Annotated in this window: 22 protein-coding genes and 1 pseudogene; 11 read left to right on the top strand and 12 right to left on the bottom strand. The window is 44.3% G+C overall.

The window, feature by feature from the left end:
* Positions 1–80 precede the first annotated feature (80 nt).
* On the bottom strand, positions 81–788 hold the full coding sequence (locus tag ITG10_RS19225; RefSeq protein WP_017631450.1) for a GntR family transcriptional regulator: 708 nt from the start codon (positions 786–788) through the stop codon (positions 81–83).
* A gap of 227 nt (positions 789–1,015) precedes the next feature.
* Positions 1,016–2,260 carry a membrane dipeptidase gene (locus tag ITG10_RS19230; protein ID WP_017631451.1) on the bottom strand — a complete coding sequence of 415 codons (1,245 nt, stop codon included), beginning with the start codon at positions 2,258–2,260 and terminating at the stop codon, positions 1,016–1,018.
* Positions 2,261–2,500: 240 nt separating this feature from the next.
* Between ITG10_RS19230 and ITG10_RS19235 the strand changes: the two genes are divergently transcribed.
* The 4 genes from ITG10_RS19235 (at position 2,501) to ITG10_RS19250 (ending at position 5,708) form a co-directional block, all read left to right on the top strand.
* Positions 2,501–3,466: an AraC family transcriptional regulator gene (locus ITG10_RS19235; protein WP_241430336.1), complete on the top strand. Its 966-nt coding sequence runs from the start codon at positions 2,501–2,503 to the stop codon at positions 3,464–3,466.
* 80 nt (positions 3,467–3,546) lie between these two features.
* On the top strand, positions 3,547–4,029 hold the full coding sequence (locus ITG10_RS19240) for a type II secretion system protein (RefSeq protein ID WP_017631453.1): 483 nt from the start codon (positions 3,547–3,549) through the stop codon (positions 4,027–4,029).
* 176 nt (positions 4,030–4,205) lie between these two features.
* Positions 4,206–4,829, top strand: a complete 624-nt coding sequence (locus tag ITG10_RS19245; protein WP_017631454.1) for an HAD family phosphatase — start codon at positions 4,206–4,208, stop codon at positions 4,827–4,829.
* Positions 4,830–4,868: 39 nt separating this feature from the next.
* Positions 4,869–5,708 carry a hypothetical protein gene (locus tag ITG10_RS19250; protein WP_017631455.1) on the top strand — a complete coding sequence of 280 codons (840 nt, stop codon included), beginning with the start codon at positions 4,869–4,871 and terminating at the stop codon, positions 5,706–5,708.
* A gap of 88 nt (positions 5,709–5,796) precedes the next feature.
* On the opposite strand, the gene ITG10_RS19255 is transcribed toward ITG10_RS19250, so the two are convergent.
* Together ITG10_RS19255 and add are read right to left on the bottom strand one after the other, a co-directional pair.
* Positions 5,797–6,372 (bottom strand): sugar O-acetyltransferase, encoded by a 576-nt coding sequence (locus ITG10_RS19255; RefSeq protein ID WP_017631456.1) that lies wholly within the window; start codon positions 6,370–6,372, stop codon positions 5,797–5,799.
* A gap of 153 nt (positions 6,373–6,525) precedes the next feature.
* Positions 6,526–7,524 (bottom strand): adenosine deaminase, encoded by a 999-nt coding sequence (gene add, locus ITG10_RS19260; protein WP_017631457.1) that lies wholly within the window; start codon positions 7,522–7,524, stop codon positions 6,526–6,528.
* A gap of 120 nt (positions 7,525–7,644) precedes the next feature.
* On the opposite strand from add, the gene ITG10_RS19265 reads away from it, so the two are divergent.
* Positions 7,645–8,580: a LysR substrate-binding domain-containing protein gene (locus ITG10_RS19265; protein WP_017098499.1), complete on the top strand. Its 936-nt coding sequence runs from the start codon at positions 7,645–7,647 to the stop codon at positions 8,578–8,580.
* A gap of 136 nt (positions 8,581–8,716) precedes the next feature.
* On the top strand, positions 8,717–10,168 hold the full coding sequence (locus tag ITG10_RS19270; protein ID WP_248387080.1) for a glutathione synthase: 1,452 nt from the start codon (positions 8,717–8,719) through the stop codon (positions 10,166–10,168).
* Between the two features lie 88 nt (positions 10,169–10,256).
* Here ITG10_RS19270 and ITG10_RS19275 read toward each other — a convergent pair whose 3' ends face one another.
* A complete protein-coding gene (locus tag ITG10_RS19275) occupies positions 10,257–11,030 on the bottom strand; it encodes a helix-turn-helix transcriptional regulator (protein WP_017631460.1) in 774 nt (257 codons plus the stop codon).
* 97 nt (positions 11,031–11,127) lie between these two features.
* Between ITG10_RS19275 and ITG10_RS19280 the strand changes: the two genes are divergently transcribed.
* The 4 genes from ITG10_RS19280 to ITG10_RS19295 all read left to right on the top strand — a co-directional run bounded on the left by ITG10_RS19280 (position 11,128) and on the right by ITG10_RS19295 (position 15,369).
* The gene (locus ITG10_RS19280) at positions 11,128–12,249 is read left to right on the top strand and encodes a multidrug effflux MFS transporter (protein ID WP_017631461.1); all 1,122 of its coding nucleotides are present in this window, start codon (positions 11,128–11,130) and stop codon (positions 12,247–12,249) included.
* A gap of 168 nt (positions 12,250–12,417) precedes the next feature.
* Entirely contained in the window at positions 12,418–12,936 is a 519-nt protein-coding gene (locus ITG10_RS19285; RefSeq protein WP_017631462.1) for a TetR/AcrR family transcriptional regulator, read from the top strand.
* Positions 12,933–13,988 carry an alcohol dehydrogenase family protein gene (locus ITG10_RS19290; RefSeq protein WP_017631463.1) on the top strand — a complete coding sequence of 352 codons (1,056 nt, stop codon included), beginning with the start codon at positions 12,933–12,935 and terminating at the stop codon, positions 13,986–13,988. Before ITG10_RS19285 ends, ITG10_RS19290 begins: the two co-directional genes overlap by 4 nt.
* A 235-nt stretch (positions 13,989–14,223) precedes the next feature.
* Positions 14,224–15,369 (top strand): HDOD domain-containing protein, encoded by a 1,146-nt coding sequence (locus tag ITG10_RS19295; RefSeq protein WP_017631464.1) that lies wholly within the window; start codon positions 14,224–14,226, stop codon positions 15,367–15,369.
* 160 nt (positions 15,370–15,529) lie between these two features.
* On the opposite strand, the gene ITG10_RS19300 is transcribed toward ITG10_RS19295, so the two are convergent.
* From ITG10_RS19300 to ITG10_RS19320, 5 genes and pseudogenes are all read right to left on the bottom strand, one after another.
* Positions 15,530–15,928: a DUF1090 domain-containing protein gene (locus ITG10_RS19300; RefSeq protein WP_248387081.1), complete on the bottom strand. Its 399-nt coding sequence runs from the start codon at positions 15,926–15,928 to the stop codon at positions 15,530–15,532.
* 136 nt (positions 15,929–16,064) lie between these two features.
* Positions 16,065–17,570, bottom strand: a complete 1,506-nt coding sequence (locus ITG10_RS19305) for an SgrR family transcriptional regulator (protein WP_017631466.1) — start codon at positions 17,568–17,570, stop codon at positions 16,065–16,067.
* Positions 17,571–17,579: 9 nt separating this feature from the next.
* Entirely contained in the window at positions 17,580–18,590 is a 1,011-nt protein-coding gene (locus tag ITG10_RS19310; protein ID WP_017631467.1) for a Gfo/Idh/MocA family oxidoreductase, read from the bottom strand.
* 117 nt (positions 18,591–18,707) lie between these two features.
* On the bottom strand, positions 18,708–19,607 hold the full coding sequence (locus ITG10_RS19315) for a homocysteine S-methyltransferase family protein (protein ID WP_017631468.1): 900 nt from the start codon (positions 19,605–19,607) through the stop codon (positions 18,708–18,710).
* A 135-nt stretch (positions 19,608–19,742) separates the two neighbouring features.
* A pseudogene (locus tag ITG10_RS19320) lies at positions 19,743–19,940 on the bottom strand (IS110 family transposase); the annotation flags it as partial.
* A gap of 60 nt (positions 19,941–20,000) precedes the next feature.
* Between ITG10_RS19320 and ITG10_RS19325 the strand changes: the two are divergent.
* Positions 20,001–20,663: a hypothetical protein gene (locus ITG10_RS19325; RefSeq protein ID WP_017631469.1), complete on the top strand. Its 663-nt coding sequence runs from the start codon at positions 20,001–20,003 to the stop codon at positions 20,661–20,663.
* 116 nt (positions 20,664–20,779) lie between these two features.
* Here ITG10_RS19325 and ITG10_RS19330 read toward each other — a convergent pair whose 3' ends face one another.
* Both ITG10_RS19330 and ITG10_RS19335 read right to left on the bottom strand, forming a co-directional pair.
* Positions 20,780–21,058, bottom strand: coding sequence for a type II toxin-antitoxin system RelE/ParE family toxin (locus tag ITG10_RS19330; protein ID WP_017631470.1), 279 nt, complete (start codon positions 21,056–21,058; stop codon positions 20,780–20,782).
* On the bottom strand, positions 21,055–21,339 hold the full coding sequence (locus ITG10_RS19335) for a hypothetical protein (protein WP_017631471.1): 285 nt from the start codon (positions 21,337–21,339) through the stop codon (positions 21,055–21,057). Before ITG10_RS19335 ends, ITG10_RS19330 begins: the two co-directional genes overlap by 4 nt.
* Positions 21,340–21,493: the final 154 nt, after the last annotated feature.

Raw genomic sequence — 21,493 nt, forward strand, 5'->3', positions numbered from 1 at the left:
AATTAATGATATTAAAAGTTAACTAATATTAGTGATTAATCCAGAAAGCAATTAAATCATCTATAAATATAATTGAAAGATTACTTCTTATCTCGGTAACTCATGCTTTCACTGTTAAAAGGCGTGTGATACGTACATTGGTAATTAATGTCGATGATATCGCTGACGATAAACAGTTCGCCCGATGCTAAGAAACCTCGGTTGGTGATGTTCATCGCTGCCGCATTCTTTTTACAGCCAAGCAGTTCAGCATCTTCTTTAGAAACATTGATCGCTTGATAAGTCGTTAAATAGCTGTCGATCTGCAGCCCTTTTGATAAAGCGTGCTTTTGAATTGAGCTCTCTATGATCTCAGCATTCATTTCAGGGAATACACTGACGGGTATTTTGGCTTCTTCGATTTGAACCACTTTATTGTTGATCAATCGAAGGCGCCTAATTTTCCAAATATATTCGTTGTCGTTTAAGGAAAAAATCTGCTGCTCGTGATTATCGGGTAATGCTTTGTTTAACTGAATCTTTTTGTAAGAGATTTCTTCAAAGCTGTTCTCTGTGATTGAGTTGTACACGAGAGGAGTACCAATCAGAGCGGTGTTAACGAAGTAACCCGAACCCACCTTAGATGTCACCATGCCAATGGCTTCTAGCTTTGCTAGCGCTTTTCGAATAGTAAATCGAGATAACCCATATATTTCAGAGAGCTCTCTTTCTGCTGGAAGCTTATGGCTGATACTGTTTTGACAGATTTTACTCACAATATCTTGGACAACTAATTCGTATTTTTTCATAGCTCGATAACGTTAAAGTGTATTCACTGTGGCTAAAGAATAGTGAACTAAATCAAGGATTCAGCACGCTCTGAATAGCTAGTAATTATAACATATAAGGCCATGTTGGGGATGGTAATTGAGAGGCGCGACGCACGTAATTGGAGTTATATAGATATAAAAAAGCACGCCACTATCGGCGTGCTTCATGTCTGTTGTGCTAGCTAGAAATTGACTAGGCTAACAAGCTACATCGTCAAGTTTTCATTTCTCAATTTGGTTAGCGCTTTAAGGCGTTTTGCATACTCTTTTTGGAATTCGTCAGGGTCTGCGCCTTCTGACACTTGAGCATAAACTCGCATCTTATTGCCGCCGTAGATCTTGGCTAGATCGTCATTGCTGTAACCGCGTTTCCAAAGCTCGTCGGTGATGGCTGCGAGGATCTTCGACAGTTCACCATTACCGGTAGCGCCTTTGTTGAACGCCTCAATCATGTAGCCGCCATCGTCGTACATTTTCGCGTTCTTGGTGGCGAAATCCACAACCATTGCTGTAGAAAACATATCGTCTGTCGCGATGCCGACGTGGTCAACACCTACCAATTTTACGTAGTAATCGATCATATCTGCGGCTTGAACAGGAGATATATCTTCAGGCCAAATACCATCCATCATCCACTCGGTAAAGGTTGGGGCAACGTAGCCACCTGATTTAGCAGCACGCAACGCTTCATCATCAGGGATAGCACGGTAACAACCTTGTGGCGTAGCATCGGGTTCACTCTTATAAAGCCCAGCAGGTACCGAGTGTGTGTAAACAAATGGAGTCCCAGGATACTTCTCTTCCATGTAATCCATCGCGTCATTTGCTGTCTTTGAGCCTGTGTGGCTGAGATCGAGAATGACCTGATATTCGACCATCGAATCAATTACAGATTCTCCCCAAGGTGTTAGGCCAATATCTCTACCGTTAAATGCGGCTAATTGTCCTGAACCTGTTCTGAAAATGTCGTTATAAGCCAAGATCATGGTTTTTAAGCCCATGTCTTTTAGAATCGCCATTTTAGTGACATCTTCTTCTAAGATGGTCGCGGTTTGGCTGTTCCAAAGCACGGCGGTTTTGCCTTCGGTGTACGCTTTTTCAATATCATTATTGGAATGCGCGATGATGAAATTGTCAGGTTGTTTTGCCATCGCAGAGCGGTGTTTATGATGGTGAAACAAGAAGTCATCAAAGTTGTGGTCAGCAGCGGTAATCGTGTATTCATGCCCTGTAATACCTGCATCACGAGCATCTTGGAAATAATCCAATAGTTGTTGGTCATCCTTCCAACCTGCGCCGTATGGGCTTGCCAGCATACCAATCACGATCGTGTCTTGAACGAATGTTTTGGCCTTGTCCGAAGCTGGCCAAGTTTTACTCTCAACACTGGCATGGGCAACACCACAAGTCAGGGCGATACTCGCCGCTACTAACGTAATCTTTTTCAACATGAAAACCTCTCAATTATTGGCTTAAATCCATTTATTCTTATGCCTAGATTTAATAGTAGTCCCTGACGGTATAACGACATGATTAAAAAGCGATAACCTTGTCATACTTTGCGATCAAAGCTGCTCTTGTTAGCTATGTGATTCACTTTATTAGTGAAAACCTGAAGTAAGCCTTGTTAACTTGAGATAATTGTAGCTAAGCTCTGAAATGAAAATGTGCATTTCACGTCACAGGCTAATATGAAAAAGGATAGAGGGATGGGGCTTGATATTCCGCTGATTGATAAGCGTGTGGTGAACCACTTTCAGCGATGTTTGCGAGAAGATAACTCGCTTGCTCTCCGCCATGCATTGCTTGCTGATCTGGCGCTAGAAGTGAAACTTCCGTTCAGTATGGATACGTCATCGGCTAGCTATGTTCCGTATAAGGTTTTAGTTCTCTTTCTACAGCGCCTTAGGGCTAACCTAAGCCCGAATAAGTTCATTACTGTGCTGTTAGAGAGTGCAACTCAAGCAGCCAAAGAACTTCGATTCTCTACTATTTCGATGCAAGATTTCCTTGATACTTTCCCCATTGAAAAGCTATCTGTGGAGCAAAGTAAGGAGGGATTAGTTGTCTCATTCGAGACGTCAATGCAGTCTGCTAGTCAGATTGAATCTGAGTTGTTTCTTATCGCTTATACTCACGCCTACTTACAAGCACACTATGCTGAGCTTGGGAAACCTATTCGATATGATTTGAAGACAGCGAATTCGCAGGCGTTAAGCGAGTTAAAAATCCAAACCGAGACTCCTCAATACCTTGGGCAACAGCAAACGTGCATTCAATACGCGGCGTTAGATACGGTTGGTGTACTTAGTGCAGTTAGAGCCAAACCCATGTCTAATGCTCGCAAAGTTGCTGAGGCACTGGCGCCCTATATTGGTCGCATGGACATCGATTTAGACACATTTTGTGCATTGAATGAGATAGGAAAACGCACGGTCCAAAGAGCATTGAAAAAAGAACAAACCACTTACAAGGCAATCAAAGAATCATTAGTCATCGAGTTCGCGAAGCGGGTGATCTCGCAGCAAGATTATTCAATAGCTGATGTTGCGCTTCATTTAGGTTATGCCGACGCTTCGCAATTCATTAGGGCGTTCAAGCGAGTAAACGGCATCACACCTTATCAATGGCAGAAGGGTAGAAGAAAAACCAAGTAATGGGAATGATTGACGGTATGATTTAATCAAGCTTGAATATATACTGTCTCCCGTTCCATAAAGAATATGAGATTTTTAAGATGAGAAGAACAAGTGGCTTTACTCTAATTGAACTTGTCGCCGTCGTTGTCGTACTTGGCATTCTTTCTGTGATTGCGGCGCCCAGGTTCTTAGGTCTTCAATCCGATGCTAGAGCTGCGGCATTAGAGGGCCTTAAAGCGTCAATGGAAGGCGCAGCTTCGATTGTTTACGGTAAGGCAGCAGTTGCAGGGGTTGAAAACCTTCCAGTGTCGGATGGTCAAAGTACCTTAGTGGAAGGTGTTGTGACTGACTATGGTTATCCCACAGCCTCAGAGACTGGTATTGGAACGGCAGTACAAGGACTGCTCGGTGATAACAGTGACTGGAAGCAACTTGGTTCTCATACAGAGTCAGTATTAAACGAAGTTATCGTTTATTCATTTGCCAATGCTGAAGAAAGCGAAACTTGTGTTGTTATTTATCGCTCGAATGCTTCGGCCGGAGCGCCGACGATTATCTCGTCTGACGCTGATTTGTGTTAATGATTTAAGCTTACGAATACTGAAAAAGGCCATCTTTATGATGGTCTTTTTTGTGCCTGCTCGGCGACATATTGTGATTTCAGTCCTCATTTTGTAAAACAAGATTATGAACTTTAAGGTGCGGCATTTAATGTTTGTGTTGTTGCTATTTTATGTGACTAATTGAGGAGCAGGTTATGAGTTCGAATCAAATCAAAAATGTCGTGTTTGATGTGGGTAATGTGATTGTGCGTTGGTCGCCATTGGAAATTACTCAACTAACGTTTGGAAGTATCGCCGACCCTGAAGCCCGAGCGCGTTCGATTTTCCAAAGCTCGATCTGGTTAGATTTGAACAAAGGCTTTTTGACTGAAAATGAGGCTAAACTTCGCTATCAACAAGAACTCAATTTATCTCCATTAGAGTGTGATCGCCTGTTCTATTACGTTAAACAAACGCAGATCTTATTGCATGGTTCTGTCGATCTTGTCGAGCGTGTAAAGCGTGCTGGTTATGGTGTGCATGCACTTACCGACAACGTAGTCGAGATAGTTGAATACCTAAAATCAACCTATGAATTTTGGCCGCTGTTTGATGGCGCGGCGGTATCCGCTGAATTGGGCATGCTTAAACCGCAGCCTGAGATTTACCAAGCACTGCTGTCTAATAATGGTCTTGAAGCTTCAGAAACTGTCTTCATTGATGATATGCCCTATAACGTTGAAGGGGCTAAGGCTGAAGGCATGGCTGGTATTCAGTTTATCGACGCAGTTCAATGTGAAAATAGCTTACAAGCCTTGGGTGTCAATTTGAAACAGTGACACTCATTTGAATAATGTCTTCGTTCGAGGATATAGAAAATGAAAAGATACTCATCTAAGTCAATCGTTACGTTCTCTATTTTAGCAATATCGATACTGGTATTAGTGGTAGCTGTCGCGCTTCAAATTAGTGGTGTTCAAGCATGTGATGATTGCTACGAATCAGACAAAGGACAGTTCAAATATGTGCTTTACGATGGAACGTCGCCCTCTGTTATTCCCAGCATCCATAATACCTTATTGATTAACCGCACTCCCTTAATGAAAACGTTCGAGCTTGATTCTATGCCGCCAGTCACCGTTAGGGTGTGGCGAAACCAAAAGGCCTATTTAGACGAGCAAGAAAGAAGCATCGGGCATCGATATGCGTTCTCTACTGGGTATATCGAACCTAAGAGTAATGAGATTAGGTTGCTCTATTTTGGTGGTGAAATTCATAAAACCGCTCTACATGAGTTTGTACATTTACTGACTCTGCAAGTGAATCCGAATTTTGCAAATAATCCACGGTGGTTGTGGGAAGCCATCGCTATCTATAAGTCTGAAGATTATTGGTTTCACATGAGTAACAGACATGCCATCAGTCGCCGTTTCGACGGTCTGGCTCAGGACTTATATAACAATCCGCACAGTAGCTCGGCGGTGTATGAACTTGGCTATACGGTCGGTGAGTTTATTGAACGGTCATGGGGAGAAGAGGCGTTTATTGATCTCATTAAGAGCAATGGGGATCCCTCACTGCTTACCGACCAGCCAATAGAATCGCTGTTTTATGATTGGGAACAATTCGTCAAAACCACGTATTTGAGTGGCCCGAAAAGTGAGTATGAAAAAGCCATGGAACGAAGTCCATTCGATAGAAGAGACACGGTAAACTAATCAAAAAAGAGGTGATTTTTAATTAAAAACATCACCTCTTTTGTTATTCATTGTTGCTTTGTTGCTTTGTTGCTTTGTTGATTCGTACTTATTCGCTGTCGTCACTTGGCTGCTCAGTGTTCAAGTATCGAATCAACTTGGCTGGCGTTCCACCGTATAGACAGTTTGGCGGTACGTCGCTGTTGACCACAGAGTTAGCCGCGATCACTGAACGAGCACCAATCGTGACATCTTGGTTGATGACTGAGTTTCCGCCAATCCATACATCGTCTTCAACGATAATTGGAAAGCAGAAGGTTTCCCATTTACGACGACTTAGATGGTCTAGAGAGTGAGAAGCGGTGTAAAACTGAACGCTTGGCCCCACTAGAACATTGTTACCAATCTTGATGTTTGCACCATCAAGCATCACCACGTTCATATTGATGAAGGTATCGTCACCGATCTCGATGGTTTTACCAAACTCACAATGGAAAGGAGGACGCACAACACTGCTGCCGATTTTGCCAAATAGATTTGCTTGAAGGTTCGGCTGTTGAGCGTCGTCGGAACATTGATTGAAATCTGTCAGAGCTTTACTTGCATGAGTGCGCATTTGGTCAATCTCATGATCGGCACCGTCAAAAACTTCGCCAGACAGCATTTTTTCGAGTTCTGTTTTCATTGTTTATTTCTTCCGAATCAATATCGGTATTAGCATACGGATATACAGACATAAAAAAAGAGAAAAGCCTCAGCCTTTCTCTTCCTATTTTGTGCCTTTAATCACTAATGCTAAGCGAGCCCTGCTATTCAGAAAAAGGCGCGCTTTGCCAAATTAGATTTGCTCAACGAAACCCATTAGGTGCTGTTTCACTTCATCTGAAGCAAAAGCGCTCTCTACAGAGTACTTGTAGATTTCAGCGTAATCTTCTTTTGTTAAGCCGAATGTTTCACACACACGCTTCACTTCGTTAGTCATGGTTGTGTTCGACACAGTACGGTTGTCTGTGTTGATCGTTACAACGATGCCGTCTTTTTTGAATTCAGCAATTGGGTGGTCGCTGAATTGGTGAATACATTTAGTTTGAACGTTACTTGTTGGGCAAGTCTCAAGTGCAACTTGCTTCTCTTTAACGATGTTGTACGCATCTTCGTTGCCTTGGATGTGAACACCGTGACCGATACGCTCAGCGTCTAGCATAGTGACTGCATCGTAAACGTTCTGACCATGCCATTGCTCACCAGCGTGAACTGTCACTCGGTAGCCTTGTTCGATAGCGTATTGCGTGTATTCAGGGAATTCAGCGCAGAAACCTGGCTTCTCACCACCTGCGATATCAAACGCAACAACACCCTTACCAAGGTACGGTTTGCCTGCGTCGATTACGTCTTTGATAGAGTCTTTAGGGAACATACGCAGTACAGACATGATGTAGTTGCCCTTGATGTCGTATTTCTCTTCAGCACGCTTCATGCCTTTTACTGCGCTTGCAATGATCGTATCAAGAGACAGACCTTTGTTTACGTGCAGGATTGGCGCAAAGCGAACTTCTAGGTACTTAACGTTTTCTAGTGCTGCGTCTTCGTAAAGCTCAAAAGAGATACGTTCAATTGCTTCTTCAGTCTGCATTACTTGCAGTGGCAGGCTGAAACAAGCTAGGTATTCGTCTAGGTTTTTGCAATCTTCTGGCACAGTTAGAGATTGAACAACCGCATCGCGATCTTCAGGTAGTTCGATATTGTACTGTTTTGCTAGGTCAATAATCGTATCTGGGCGAACACTTCCGTCTAGGTGGCAGTGTAAATCAATCTTTGGTAGTGCTAGAAAATCCATGAGTATTCCTTAATTCTATTATTCTTTGAGCGTGTTAACTCACATGCGCTAAATTTACCAAGACCATGATATGATTTAAAGTGACAATTAATCATCATTAACCTGAATTTAGGGAATATCATGGTAGATGTTAAAAGCTTACTTAAATGCGATATGAATTTGCTGCTTTGCTTACACGTTCTGATCGAAGAACGCAGTGTGAGTAAAACGGCAGAGCGACTCTTCTTGAGCCAGTCTGCGGTAAGTAAACAGCTCACCAAGCTCAGAGCGTTGTTTGATGATCCGCTGTTTGAGCGCGAATCCAAAGGGCTATTCCCAACCCCTAAAGCACTCGCATTAGCGCCTAAGATCCACCAAATCTTGCTGCAGATCGAAAAGCTGACCGTTCCCGAGGTTTTCGACCCTAAAGACAGTGAACGTACCTTCACTATAGACCTTGTCGAAACTGCCTACACGGCGATTTATCCGCATTTTATGCCGACAGCGCTTGCTGATGCACCGCACATTACCATCAACAGTTCAACGTGGAGCAGCGACAGCTTTAAACGTTTATTAAAGCGCGAAGTAGATTTTGGCATTGGTATTTTCGAATTGGATGAACGTGCCTCTACCCACGTGCAATGTATCCCTGATGAGTTGGATTACGTTGAGCTGTGCTTGGATTATTCTGTGTGCTTGATGCGTAATGACCATCCAGCCTTGCAAGAAGAGTGGAACCTCGACACCTTTCTAAAATATAGACACATACAATTGGTGACGGGCGGAGCAGGCGACTGGCTATTGATGGAAGTATTGAATTCCAAGCAGCTTGAAATCAACAAAGCCGCTAACGTGTCTGACATCACCAGTGCCATCAAGCTGTGTAAGCAGAGCGATCTGTTGATGTGTTATCCGTATAACTCGGTACGCGATTACATTGATAGCGGCGAGTTGGTGATGAAGCCCGTTCCGGTCGATTTGGTGCCAGGAGGCTTGTTCTTGCTGTGGCACAAGTATTTCGATTCAGAGCCGAGCCACAAATGGTTGCGTGACCTGATCATCGAACAGACTCGATAGCTGAGATGTTTCAGCTATATAAGTCCTTGAAATAAAGAATAAATGTAATTATTTGATAAAAAGTTTCACTTTATTTCGTCTTTTGGGATTAAGCTTCGTCTTATTCTGGGTGCTATTTTTATTTGTAAGATGAGATATGACAATTCCACCGTTATCACAACAGATTATTGAAGATGCCTGTGAGTGGGCGATCATGCACGGCGTTGCGTTCCGCCAGTCAGATAATACCGCTAGGCATTGTCCTTTCAGTATTGCGCCAATGACAATGGAACGCGAGGTTTATGAACACTTGCGCCGAGTGACTCCGCTTATCACTAAGCTGATCAGCAACGTGTCGGAAGACCATGATTTTCTGCAGTCCTCATTGAGTGATATGGCGCAAGCCGATCCATTTTTCGGTCGCTTGATGGCACTTCATCAACAAGCTCATGGCAGGGCAGATGAACGTTTGAATCCAGCTCGTCAGCCATTGCTATTGATGCGAACCGATTTTATGGACGATCGCCAACATGGCGCAAAAGTCATTGAATTCAATGGTATTGCAGCAGGTATGGCGCCTTTTGGCCAACGAGCAACAGAATTTCACTCGTACATGCAAAACCAATGGCCAGAAACGTACAAGAACTGGCTGGAAGACCCGTCGGCAACACCTGCAGGGAACCAAGGTTTAACCCAACTAGCTTATGGTATTGCAACGGCCGCAAAGCAAGTTAAAGCGGACTTCAATGAGCAAGGCAAACCGGTTTTCTTGATGGTGGTACAGAAGAACGAAGACAACGTGTATGACCAACATCTACTTGAAGTCGAGCTACAAAAGCAGGGTGTTCGCACGGTTCGTCGTACTTTTGAACAATTGAGCTCTCAGCTTTCAACGGGCGATAACCAACGCCTATTGCTGCAAGATATCGGCGCAGTCGATGTTGTGTATCTAAGAGCGGGTTATCAGTATTCAGACTACTGGGCGCCCGAGCTTAATGAATCCGTTTGCTGTCATACGCTAAGTCAGACGCGTTTGTTCATCGAACAACACCATGTCTCTGTGAATGCCACCTTCAGCCAACAGTTAGCAACCAGTAAAACCATGCAAATGCTTCTGACCATGATGTCTGCATCAGAATACGCCCGTTGGGGTTTAACGCTAGAAGAAGCGGAATTGGTGAAAAGTGTTTTAGCCGATATGAAGCCAATCACCAGTGAGTCGATTGAATGGTTCAATACGCAAGCGAACAAGCATGAGTGGGTGCTGAAAAACCAAGGTGAGGGCGGTGGCCACTGTGTATTCGGTGACGATATCAGCGAGCAATTGAGCCAACTTAAGCCAGAAGAGTACGATGCATGGGCTCTCATGCAGCGCTTGTACCCACATGAACGTGACGTGCCGACTATTGCAGTGCGTGATACTCAGCAAACACTCGTAACAGACTTAGTCAGCGAAGTCGGCCTATTCACCGCTTACTACCAAGGGAAGCCAGTGACCGAACTGGAAGGCTACGCGGGTTACTTGATCCGCAGTAAGCCAGCCAGCGAAAACGAAGGCGGAATCCACAGCGGAAAGGGTATTCTAGATTCGTTGGTGTTAATTGATTAACTTAATATCTCTAAATAAAAACCAGAACCCAAGTTCTGGTTTTTTTGTATCTGAGCTAAGTGAAATCAAAGAGTTTGGATTACAACAATCACGCTCCCTGCTTGTTAAAAGCCAGTGGTGTTTGTCCGGTTTGTTGTTTGAAAAAGGCAATAAACGCGCTGTTGGATGAAAACTCTAACAGATGCGCCACATCTCCGACTTGTCGGTTTTCTGATAGCAGTTCAATTACTTTAAATAAGCGCCACTGTTGTCGCCATTCTTGATAGGTCATGCCTGTTTCGGCTTTGAATAATCGGGTAATCGTTTTGGTGCTTGCGCCAACTGAGTTCGCTAATGTCGATAATGCAGGGGCAAGAAAGGAAGTAGTTCGAACTTGCTTACAAAAGCCTTTAAAGCGGCGATCTGTGGGTAGCGGCAAGATAAATGAATGCTGATTGGCGTTGTAAAACTCTTCCCAGAATAGGTTGGCAGTGTTGGTGGTTTGCTCCGGTGTAATGTTCCAATCCCAAAAGGCCATCTTATTGATCAGCGCCTTCAAAAGCTCGTTCACTTCCACAATCTCAATGGCCTCCGGGCAGGAGTAAATACTGCTATCGAAATAGAGCGAGCGATAGGCAACCACATTAGTCATCTGGGCTCGATGCTTGGTATAGGGCGGGATCCACACGGCTTTGGTCGGCGGTAAAATGCAAAGGGCGTTTTCTAAGGTCAAGTTGATGCAGCCTTGCGGAGCATATAGAAGTTGCCCCTTAACGTGATGATGTATGCCCGAGTCATGTTTGCCTAGTTCTGCGGCAATGCCAATGACAGGCGCGGGTAAGCTGTCTGCATCAAACTCAATGGTCTCACTAATTAATGCCATTTGTCCCAATCTTGTTGTTTTTGGTTTTAATGTTGTTAACGAGCCAAGGTTAGTTTCCTCTAGACTTCGCGTCAAGTTCACTGGTCTTGGAAAAATGATGAAAACAAAACCTTCTTTATGGCAAATAGTGCTGTTGTTGATGTTCCCTCAAATCGCAGAAACCATCTATAGCCCGACTCTGGATTCAATATCGAAATCCTTTGATGTCAGTTACACACAAGCCGCTCAAACCCTATCGATTTACTTCTCTGCATTTGCGGTGGGTGTAGTGGTATGGGGCGTGCTAGCGGATAAATGGGGACGTCGTCCCACCATGTTATTGGGGATGGGGCTATTCGCCTGTTCTGCACTTATTGCCATGCAAACCGACAGTTTTGCGTGGTTGATGATAGCAAGAGCGATGGGGGCTTTCGGACTTGCAGTTGGCTCTGTCGTCACTCAAACCATGCTTCGAGATGCTTTTAGTGGAACAGAGCTAGCCAAGGTATTTGGTTACATGGGCATGGGGTTGTCGATTAGCCCAATCATCGGGTTGCTACTGGGTGGCCAATTAAGCCAAGCAGGCGGGCATCAATATGTGTTTACTGCCTTGTTAATCATGGTGTTGGCGCTGCTAATACACAGTTTGTGGTCTTTGCCGGAAACGCAGAAATCTAAGCAGCCGTTACAATTAAAATCACTCAGTCTTCATATGATCAAAGACGGTGGTATTTGGATGTCGGCACTGCTTGTTGCGTCATTCAATATTGCGCTGTTTTCGTATTACCAACTGGGTTCATTCACGTTCTTACAGCTTGGATTCAGCATCGAACAGTTTGGCTATAGTGGTGTCGTGCTTGGGTTCGGAACCTTGTTGGGAAGTTTGCTTAACAAAGCGCTCTTGAAGCGACAAGTATCATCAATCTCTTTGATTTGCTTAGCGGCAGGGCTCCAAACATTAGGTGCGGTGGGTGTGTATTTCTCACAACACACGATCTGGTTCTTGCTTCCGATGATGTTGGTGGTTATGGCGTTTGGAATCGCGATCCCTAATGTATTGAGCCGTGCGTTGGTGCGCTATCAATCTCAAGCAGGAAGTGCAGGCGCACTGTTTGGTTTGATGTATTACACCTTGATTGGTTCAGGGCTCGCTTTAGCAGGTATGCTCCAAGATCTAGGCGTGGTGTTAGTACTTTGTGGCGCGTTATCTGTGTTGGTGACGATACGCAGTCGACTCTAGCCTAAACGGTAAACCGCTCATCTATATCGATAAATTCCGCATTCTATTGACTGCGGAATTTTTCATTTTATTGATTCGTAAATTAGGATGTTGACATGGGTAGAGTGATCGTTCTACCCTGTAAGTAGAACAATCATTCTACCCTTTGTCGGGTATTGAGAGAGCACTATGTTGAGAGAACAGATTGCAGCAAGCCTTGAAGTAGCGTTCAGCCAACAAGGTTTTGCTGAGCCGAGCGTTGCACAGCTGAAAACCGCGTGCGGTGTGAGCCTAAGAACCCTGTATAAACACTTCCCTTCAAAAGAAGCGATGATTGTTGGTGCGTTGGAATACCGACACCAACGCTATCTCGATTTCTTACTGGAGGCGTCACCAGAGGCTGGATTGGAATCTGTCACTCATATTTTCAACAAGCTCCAACAATGGTTAGAAGAGTATGCGCCGCATGGGTGCATGTCGATGAATGCGATTGCTGCGTTCCCGGATAATGAGCTTATCAACCAAGCGGTTACGCAGCATAAAGAACAAGTTCGTTTGCTTATAGGCAAGCAGAGCCTGCGAGATGATCTCGCGACACCACTGTTTTTACTTCATGAAGGCGTATCAAGCGCGTGGCCAGTATTAGGCGAAGAAGCGGTGGTATCAGCACAGAATATGGTTACAAAATTACTCGAGGAAACACGATGAAATTCGAACTACCGAAAACAATGAAAGGCGTAGAGATGTTGGGTCACGGCGGAGCAGAAATGCTTGGCTACCGCGAAGATATCGCTGTACCTCAAATCGAACCTAATGAAGTGCTGATCAAAGTGATGGCAGCTGGCGTTAACAATACCGATATCAACACACGAATCGGCTGGTACTCAAAAAGCGACGATTCAGACGACGCAAGCTGGTCGGGTGAAGCGCTAAAGTTCCCTCGAATCCAAGGTGCTGACGTGTGTGGTTTTATCGTAGCGGTCGGTGATGAAGTCTCTGATGATCGTATTGGTGAGCGTGTTCTTATCGAACCTTGTTTAACCGAAGTGTACGGACGAGATCTACCACAGCCATGGTATTTCGGTTCTGAGTGCGATGGTGGTTTTGCTGAATACACAAAAGTCGCAGCGAAGCACGCTTATGCGGTGAACAGCTCTATGTCGGATGTTGAGCTAGCGTCTTTCCCATGTTCTTACTCGACGGCAGAGAACATGCTGACTCGCGCGAATGTGGTTGAAGGTGATCGCGTGCTTATCTCTGGCGCATCGGGCGGTGTGGGTTCGGCAGCGATTCAATTGGCGAAAGCGCGCGGTGCCTACGTGATTGCAATTACCAGCCCAAGCAAGAATGAACAGTTACTTGAATTAGGTGCTGATGAAGTGGTTGCTCGTGATGCTGATTTGGTGGAAGCATTAGGTGTAAACAGTGTGCATGTGGTTATCGATTTGGTTGCCGGTGACAAGTGGCCAGAGTTTCTTGACGTTCTAAAACCGCATGGTCGTTATGCTGTATCAGGGGCGATTGGTGGTGCGATGGTCGAGCTTGATGTTCGTACTCTGTACCTGAAAGACCTTAGCTTTTTCGGCTGCACGGTTTTAGAACCGCAAGTATTCCAAAACCTGGTTAATCGTATTGAGAAACAGCAGATCGGCGCAATTGTCGCGGAGTCTTTCCCATTGGCTGATATCCATACTGCACAAGACGAGTTCTTGAAGAAAAAACACGTAGGCAAGATCGTATTAGAAGTGGCTGAGCGCTAGTTTTAGTCAGTTTCACGATTTAGATTGATGGAAGAGCGAGAAAGCTTTATTTGCTCGCTCTTTTTGTTTCTGGCGAATGCTTGGGGCTTGGTCTAACAAATCGTTGAGTAACAGATCCTATACAGCTGAAAGATTAATGATTCATTTATCACTGTATGGTTTATGAGTTGCCTGTGCGATAATCACCGCCGTTATATATCCCGATTTATGTTGTATTCATCTAGGAGCCGTATTGATGTTTAAAAGGGTATTACAGGCACTATTTTCCCCTTTCGTTGCTAATCAAAGTAAGCAACGTTATTCTTCAAAAAGTGCCTCCCAACAAGCTATCTCTCAACAAGCTATCTCCCAACAAAGGACCTCTGAGCAGGAAAGTGTTAAAGCAGAGCAAGTCACGCCTCGCTCTTCAATCTTTATGCCGCCTTCGTCTGCTCAGCCATCATCATTAATTGTCGATAAAACGATAAGCCTTCACGATGGAGAGTTCCTTGATTATCTGTTTGGAGAATCACGCCTAAGAACAGAGTCTGACCCCTTTTGTGACTTTGTGGCTTGCCAAATCGAACGCTTGATTCGTTCTCCGAAAGCGCTGCTTAATGAGTTGCCTGTAATGCCTGCCTCTGTCACCACATTAATGGGTGAACTACAGAACGACGAGTTTGATGTCGAGGCTCTGTTAAGGGTGATTGAGCGTGAGCCAAGCATGGCAGCCGATGTGATTAAACTGGCTAACAGTGCCTTCTATAAGCGCAGTGAAAAACAAGTTACCGACTTAAAAACCGCTTTCCTAAACATGGGTTCACAAGGGCTAATTGAAGGCGTGGTGAACTCTTACATGAAGAACTTTACGCCGGGCAATAACATTTACTGGCGTCATTTCGGTGAGAAAATTTGGAATCACAGCATCCAAACCGCGTCTTTTTCTAAGGAGTTGATGAAAGAGTCGCAAGCTCAAGAAGACCAAGCCACAGCCTACTTTGTTGGGTTGATTCGTAACCTAGGCAAGATGATCATCTTCCAAATGATGGTAGAAGCCTTCAAACATGTAGACCCTTCTGTTCCGCCGAATTCGTTGGCACTGAAGCGTTTGATGAACAGTTACTCTATTCGTTTGACCTACACCATTGCCAAGTTTTGGGAAATGCCGGAATCGGTGCTGACGGTTATTGGATACCAAGAGTCGAGCCGATACGAATGCACACCGCTTGGCCAAGCCGTGTTTGAGGCCAACTACCTAAGTGAGCTGAAATACTTATTGGAAGAGCAGGTGATTGATACTGAGCAGTTTAAAGCGCGATGCAAAGAAACACTGATGTCACCAGCGGCATTCAAAGTGGCTAACCGCATCTATAAAGAGTCTGAACTAGCATTGGCAGGATAAGCTGGTGGCCTAGGGCTTTGATACCTAGGAGTTGATGCTTAGCCATGTTAATTCTAGACACTGTTTTTCAGCAGTAGATTGTAAATGGTCTTACGAATCAGTAAGACCATTTTTGTTTTTGGCTGACTGTATTTAGTTTTGAATTGATCGCAACAGCGGTTTAGGGGATTTCAGTCAGTTCCTGCTTTAAGCTATCGATCTTGCGCAGTTCCTTGTCGATCTTATGTTGGTACTTTTGGACCTTATCGGCTTTGTCGTCTTGTTTGGCTTCTTCTAAGTCGGCTCTGTACTCGGCCAAATCTTCCTCATTGGATGCGATTTTTTCACGGAGTTCGTCTTTCAAACCTTCATTGGTGCAGTTCTCTTTCGCAGCTTTCAAAGCTGTAGTCAATCGCTCGACTTTGTATTGATTGTCGTACTGTTCCGCTTTCTTTATTTGGTATTCGATCTCACAGAACTTCTTCTCACAACCTGTGAGCGCGTCGCATTCAGTGCTTGCCATGCTGTTAAATGAAAATGCACAGAGAAACAGTATTGAGCCTTTTAGATGTCGATTCATGATTTACCTTCTAATGGGTCTATTGAATTTGAGTCGAGTTTCCATCGTAATCTAACACTCCCGTTGTTTGCTATTGGCATAGGAGTGTTAAAGATAAGTCTTTGTGCCTAATGATTTATCACTATCAAGGAGAGGTTCAGATATGACTAATCCATACCTTTTTGAGGTCGCACCAACCGAATCCATTCACTTGAGCTCCTTGTATCTTTTCTGATACCTCCAAGTTAAATGCCTCCTGTTTGAGTTCAACCACAATCCCGGTTTCATCGAGCCAATGTCTAAGTTCTAACAGCCTATTCATTGCTCGATCGATGTCTGGCTCGCGTCGAATTGAGGTTATCCCTTTCTCAATCGTATTTAGTGTCTCTGCGGCTAGAGATAAGTATTCAAAAGGGAAACGAGTAAAGAAACTTAACCATGAGGAGAAGGTGTCGTTTTCATCAATAATGCTGCACAGCGTAATGTCTTTGGGCGCTGTGTAATGCCCATATTCGACACTGGTTTTTTGATCGCCAGATACAGACAATTGCTCGAAAAGTGCTTGGCATTCAGAGGTGTCTTCAACGGTGAACTCACGAGTGGTTTTCGACAATTTCGGGTTTTGAATCTTAAAGAAGGTTGACCCGCAATCTTGTAGAGCTGAATCGCTCACTCCACTCACCGTGACCGTTTTCTCTGGCATTTTGACGCACACTTGGTTTTGCGCACATGCCTTAGTTTGTGACCATTCAGGATAAACCCAAAGCTCGACTCGATTGAGAATCGGTGTGCTGTGTGAATAGGCGTTGTTGCGGTTTAACCTCAGCATCTTGCTTGAGAATATCTCCAACGCGAAAGCGCCTGAGCCAATTAGCTTATCGTCTGATGTGTGCTGAAATATTGAAGCCTCTGCTCTAGCCAGTAATCGAGGCAAATGCCAATCAGGATCATCCAGAGTCACTTTTATCACATCGCCAGTGACAGCCGACACGTCAACAATATGTTGATAGCATCGACGCCAGAGTTTGCTATTAGAGAGTGAGGAGAGACAGCGTACTATGTCTTGGACTTCAAGCGTGCGACCGTTATGGAATTGAACACCATTACGAACTTGGAAATGCCAAACGGTAGCATCTTCGTTAGACTGCCAATGATAAGCCAAATCACCGCTCAACTTGCCTTGTTGAATTGCAGTGAGGCGTTGGCAAATCTGCATCACTAAGAAACGTTCAGTACGCCTTAGCACACGCTGAGGGTGGAGTGCTTCAAGTTCTCGGTGAAAGGGAACATACGCGACGTTCTGTGTTGAATGGTTGTTGCTGCTCAGAAAGGCTTGCAACTCAGTACCAGCGTTGCGGCCATTGAAGCTTAAGGTGTTAAACACCTGCTCAATATGGCCTGAATCTGCTTGGCTTTGGGCGTATTGGTAACAGGCTTCCATCGGCTCAATAAGACACGTAAGCTGCGCCTTTTTGTTGCGCCCCGAACTGGCTTGCCATTCAATCCAGCCTTGCGCTGTCATTGCTTTTAATAAGGTTTGAACGTGACGTTCACTCACATGCAGTAACGCTGCCAATTGGCTGACTTGGCAGCGCGATATTCCAGGCCCAAAAGCCTGAAATATCTTTTCATACAGTTCAAGCTTGCGCTTAAGGTTGCCCAATTCGAAGTCCTAAAGGTTAGGTTGAGTTAAATGTTGGTAGCCTGCATCAATGAGTGCTTTCTCCATGGTATCCAGCACCTGAGCACTTACCTCTGAGCTTAGAATATCAGACTGCGTTTTTCCCTCTAGCACCAGCTGTGAGAAGTGTTCGATTTGATATTCGAACCCATTGCCTTGAATTGGGTGCTCAATGGTGAAGGTGTCATTCTGATATTCGACTTCAATGTAGGCTGGGTTCCACCATTTTTCTTGAATCGTGATGGTGATATCTGGTCCAGTTAATCGAGCTGAGCGTGGAAGATCGCGCACTGTCGATGCTGAGATGGTGGCTTTGATCTCGCCAGAGAACTGAAAGCAGGAATCGGTATCAACGTTAGAACCCTCATAAAGGCTCGACATCTCTGCTTGAGGGCTGGAAGGTGTAACTCCAAGCGTGCGGCACAAATCGTAGAAAAACCACAGTCCGTAGACGCCAACATCCAGCGTTGCCCCACCTGCTAAGTTCGGGTTAAAGATAAACAAATCGGGATCATAATTGTGATGGTTACCAAAGCTGGCTTCTATCGAATCAATCTTAATTTTGTTGTTGGCTAAGAATGACGTGAGTTCACGATAAGCAGGGAACACGACGGTCTTCATCGCTTCAAGCAGCATCACACCATTTTGCTCTGCAAGGACTTTCATCTCTAGCCAATCACCGAGGTTGGTGAAAGCAGGCTTTTCTACCAGTACGTGTTTTTTATGACTTAGAAACAGTTCAGCTAAAGGCTTGTGGTAAGGATGAACCGTGGCGATGTATACCGCTTCAACGTCTGGATCTTGAGCCATGGCTTCATAAGATCCATAAGCCTTGTCGCAACCAAATTTATCAGCAAACACAGTAGCTCTTGAGTGATCTCGTGCTGACACTGCGTAGAGTTCGCCATGTGAGCAATGCTCGGTGAGTGCAGTCGCAAAGCGGTTAGCGATGTTACCTAGTCCAGCGATGCCCCATTTAATCTTGCGTTGCGTGTTGCTCATTACTTACTCCAAATCTTTTCTTTGTAATAAGTGTACTTAGAGTTGCCCAATACAAATAGAGAACAGATTTCTCAACCTGTTCTCTATTTTTAATAAGCTTGCTCTAGCCGTGCATGACTAGCCGTGTATCGAATGCTTCCAGTCAGCCAAGGCCTGAATGTGTTTTGGCCCAATACCACAGCAACCACCGACAATATTGGCACCCAATGCGTGCCAGCGTTTTGCGTAAGCTAAGTAACCTTGGCCATCTAACTCGCGCATCTCTTGAAGCATGTCATTCGCTTCATGTTCGCTGCTGATGGGAGCAAAGTTGTTTGCATAGACACCGATGTCTAGGTCGCAGCCTAACTCATCAATTACTTGTTTAGCATCGATGATGGCTTGGTCCATTACTTCCGGTACCGAGCAATTAAACATAATGCCTTTCGCGTTTGATTGGCAGGCCAATTTGATGGCGTCTGTTACGCTCTCACCAGAACGAATGTTGGCAGAGTCGCCCTTGGTGTCTTCTAAACTAAAAGCGTAGTAGCACGGCTTGTTTGATTGCTTAAGTACCGTATGAATGGATTCGAATTCTTGCAGGCTACAGATGGTTTCGGCGATCCAAAGGTCGATGTTTGGATCTTGTGCATCGTAAAGGGTTTGAATGATTGGCGCCGCTTCTTCTACCTTGAACAAGTCTGGTCGGTAGCTGCCAAACGGTGGCGGAATCGCACCTGCAACTTTAACTGTGTGAGTTGCACTGTCAGCGACTGCTTTAGCCAGTTCGCCAGAAAGCTTTGCTAGCTCAGAGCCTCGTTGCACGAACAGCTCTTCACCCAAGTGAAAAGGGACACACGCATAGCTGTTTGTTATCAGGATTTCAGCACCTGCATCGATAAAGTTTTGATGCGCTTGGCTGACAAATTCAGGCGCTTCAATTAGCGCTTGAGCGCTCCAAAGAGGCTGTGAGAATGGCGCGCCAATTTCTTTGAGTTCTCGACCCATGCCACCATCAAGTATGGTTAGTGCTTTCATATTCAATACTATCTAAACAATTGCTGAAGTTCTGCCGTCACCATATCAGACAACCTTGTTAGACAGAAGCTACAAGACCCTGTGTTATCGAGAAAAGGTGTCGGACTGTTTTGGAGATGGCCACGGCATAATTTAGATCGTTCTTTGCCAATAATGTACACCACCACACGCATCAATACCTATACGCATGATTAGCATATTTGCTATTTTAGTCAGTAGCTTAGAGTGGGTTACTGACTTATGAAGTATGACCGTACTATTTTGGTCATCGGCATGAAGGCTAAAGTGGTTTTTAGCTAAGTCGATACCGCAGAAATAAGAATAATCAGATATGGTGCCTCCGATGCATTTAAGTACCACATAATTGTGGTAGAACCTCGGAAGGGGAGAGTTATGAGTAATATTTATAGTTGGAAAGAAAAATCACCGTTGCCGGAAGCTTTTGGGCAAAGGTATATTGCCTATGAAGAAAATGTAGACACCTTAATTGATCTATTTGTTAATGCTTATTCAGCCATAAGGACTTACCATTTATGTAGGCCGATGAACGAAGGTAGCTATAAAAATCATGGTATTAAGGTTGGTAGTACTGAGCTCTTAATTAATAATGCTAGTGAGATATTAACTGAATTAAATATAAGCATATCTAAAAACGCAATTACTAACGTTTTAAATGGACTCGATTATAGTTCTGGGTGTCTTTATTTAGCATTAGATGATGAATTCATGCTCGAATTTGCAGGCCATTATGCAATTTATGGTAGTGAGAGGTTAATCGCGGTATTTGAACGTTTAGGTATTTCTAAAGATCAGTTAGCAAGTGTTGGCTGGCCAACAATCATTAGCATTAACCTGCCAATTGAAGCGATCAATTTTGATGACTTGCGTAATTTTATTATTGATATTAATAACTCAATAATTGATGGCGATCAGATGATCGATTTTGCTTTTTTGCAAGAGACATGTATTTCAGCTAGTTTAATTTGTCGATTCGAGTATCCAGCAGAAATAGTAAATAGGCATGATGCCGGTAGAATCTATCGAGTATGCAACTAATAATCGCATCAACACGATTTGCTACATTCGGTACTCTAGGTTTCTAAGTGGTATATTTGGGCTTATCTATATGGTAGAGAAGGTGTTATGCAGGAGTTAGTTGCCAGAGGAAGTAATCAATCCATAGGGAACTTTTGTTTCTGGTGGAGCACGCGCATAATTCGGATAATGTCGTCTTCGATCCAATAGGAGACGATCATCGAAATCTCAGGAATTATAAGTAATCGTCCACGAATGCCGTCTCTCTGTACACCCATTAGAGGCTGTTCAAGTAAGTTTTCTACTTTTGTTTCAATGAGGTTGTCTGCGTTCTCTGCCGCATCAGGGTTGAAGTCATAGATAAACTCAAAGATCCTTTCACGATCATTGAGTGACTCTTCTTCCCATAAAATCATTGCTTACCTCGATTACGGATTCTGGCTTTGCGTTCTTCCATTCGAGATTTAGCCGTTTGGTGTTCAACGAAAACGGATGTTCCTGAGTCAAACTTCTCAAATGCTAGGTTTACTTGTTCAGTTAGCCATGCATCGTGAGATAATGTTTGTCTTTGTTGCTCAGCGAGTTGTTCAGTAAGCTCACGGCAAGCACCACTCAGCGTACGGCCTTGGCTCTCAGCCATCTGTTGAGCTAGGCGTTTTGTTTCTTCATCAACACGAAATTGAATTCTAGTGTCCATGATGTATTCCTTTATTAGTGTGTGTACAAATGTTAGCACTAGCCTCTGAGATGGGCAACTAACAAACACTATGGCGCCATTAACTAACTTTTAGCGCTGTTTCCATCCCCTATACTCTTATCTATCATCAACCATTTCAGAACGTGAAATGATT

The sequence above is a fragment of the Vibrio sp. ED004 genome (genome assembly GCF_023206395.1).
In the GTDB taxonomy this organism is placed as follows: Bacteria; Pseudomonadota; Gammaproteobacteria; order Enterobacterales; family Vibrionaceae; genus Vibrio.

Bases quoted from the DNA above. Each gene is read 5' to 3' on its own strand.
- ITG10_RS19225 (WP_017631450.1), bottom strand. From the start codon at position 788: ATGAAAAAATACGAATTAGTTGTCCAAGATATTGTGAGTAAAATCTGT.
- ITG10_RS19230 (WP_017631451.1), bottom strand. From the start codon at position 2,260: ATGTTGAAAAAGATTACGTTAGTAGCGGCGAGTATCGCCCTGACTTGT.
- ITG10_RS19235 (WP_241430336.1), top strand. From the start codon at position 2,501: ATGAAAAAGGATAGAGGGATGGGGCTTGATATTCCGCTGATTGATAAG.
- ITG10_RS19240 (WP_017631453.1), top strand. From the start codon at position 3,547: ATGAGAAGAACAAGTGGCTTTACTCTAATTGAACTTGTCGCCGTCGTT.
- ITG10_RS19245 (WP_017631454.1), top strand. From the start codon at position 4,206: ATGAGTTCGAATCAAATCAAAAATGTCGTGTTTGATGTGGGTAATGTG.
- ITG10_RS19250 (WP_017631455.1), top strand. From the start codon at position 4,869: ATGAAAAGATACTCATCTAAGTCAATCGTTACGTTCTCTATTTTAGCA.
- ITG10_RS19255 (WP_017631456.1), bottom strand. From the start codon at position 6,372: ATGAAAACAGAACTCGAAAAAATGCTGTCTGGCGAAGTTTTTGACGGT.
- add (WP_017631457.1), bottom strand. From the start codon at position 7,524: ATGGATTTTCTAGCACTACCAAAGATTGATTTACACTGCCACCTAGAC.
- ITG10_RS19265 (WP_017098499.1), top strand. From the start codon at position 7,645: ATGGTAGATGTTAAAAGCTTACTTAAATGCGATATGAATTTGCTGCTT.
- ITG10_RS19270 (WP_248387080.1), top strand. From the start codon at position 8,717: ATGACAATTCCACCGTTATCACAACAGATTATTGAAGATGCCTGTGAG.
- ITG10_RS19275 (WP_017631460.1), bottom strand. From the start codon at position 11,030: ATGGCATTAATTAGTGAGACCATTGAGTTTGATGCAGACAGCTTACCC.
- ITG10_RS19280 (WP_017631461.1), top strand. From the start codon at position 11,128: ATGAAAACAAAACCTTCTTTATGGCAAATAGTGCTGTTGTTGATGTTC.
- ITG10_RS19285 (WP_017631462.1), top strand. From the start codon at position 12,418: ATGTTGAGAGAACAGATTGCAGCAAGCCTTGAAGTAGCGTTCAGCCAA.
- ITG10_RS19290 (WP_017631463.1), top strand. From the start codon at position 12,933: ATGAAATTCGAACTACCGAAAACAATGAAAGGCGTAGAGATGTTGGGT.
- ITG10_RS19295 (WP_017631464.1), top strand. From the start codon at position 14,224: ATGTTTAAAAGGGTATTACAGGCACTATTTTCCCCTTTCGTTGCTAAT.
- ITG10_RS19300 (WP_248387081.1), bottom strand. From the start codon at position 15,928: ATGAATCGACATCTAAAAGGCTCAATACTGTTTCTCTGTGCATTTTCA.
- ITG10_RS19310 (WP_017631467.1), bottom strand. From the start codon at position 18,590: ATGAGCAACACGCAACGCAAGATTAAATGGGGCATCGCTGGACTAGGT.
- ITG10_RS19315 (WP_017631468.1), bottom strand. From the start codon at position 19,607: ATGAAAGCACTAACCATACTTGATGGTGGCATGGGTCGAGAACTCAAA.
- ITG10_RS19325 (WP_017631469.1), top strand. From the start codon at position 20,001: ATGAGTAATATTTATAGTTGGAAAGAAAAATCACCGTTGCCGGAAGCT.
- ITG10_RS19330 (WP_017631470.1), bottom strand. From the start codon at position 21,058: ATGATTTTATGGGAAGAAGAGTCACTCAATGATCGTGAAAGGATCTTT.
- ITG10_RS19335 (WP_017631471.1), bottom strand. From the start codon at position 21,339: ATGGACACTAGAATTCAATTTCGTGTTGATGAAGAAACAAAACGCCTA.